Here is a 430-nt window from a genome sequence, read left to right as displayed (position 1 = left end):
AATATGCCGTCAGCGGGTAGCTCGGAGGTCGCGCCGGTGCGCACGTCGCGCAGCACCGCGCAGGTGACCTTGGTGACGGGATCGTCGGTGCCGCGGATCTCGGCCACCTGCGCATGCCACACCACATTCACCTTGGGATTGGCGAACAGGCGCTCCTGCAGGATCTTTTCCGCCCGGAACCCCTCGCGACGATGCACAACGGTGACCTTGGACGCGAAATTGGTGAGGAACAGCGCCTCTTCCACCGCGGTGTTGCCGCCGCCCACCACCACTACCTCCTTGCCGCGATAGAAGAAGCCGTCGCAGGTGGCACAGGCGGAAACGCCGAAGCCGCGATAGGCGGCCTCCGATTCCAGCCCCAGCCAGCGCGCCTGCGCGCCGGTGGCGAGGATCACCACCTCCGCCAGATAGGCCGCGCTCGATTCGGTGG

At 67.0% G+C, this 430-nt stretch carries 1 protein-coding gene; it reads right to left on the bottom strand.

Annotated elements, in window-relative coordinates:
• A partial coding sequence (locus GWG65_RS40335; protein ID WP_275200936.1) for an FAD-dependent oxidoreductase occupies positions 1-430 on the bottom strand: 430 nt, incomplete at both ends.

This window comes from Bradyrhizobium sp. CSA207 (assembly GCF_029051685.1).
Lineage (GTDB): Bacteria > Pseudomonadota > Alphaproteobacteria > Rhizobiales > Xanthobacteraceae > Bradyrhizobium.
Note: the sequence above shows the minus strand (reverse complement) of the source record. Positions and strands in the feature narration are given on the sequence as shown.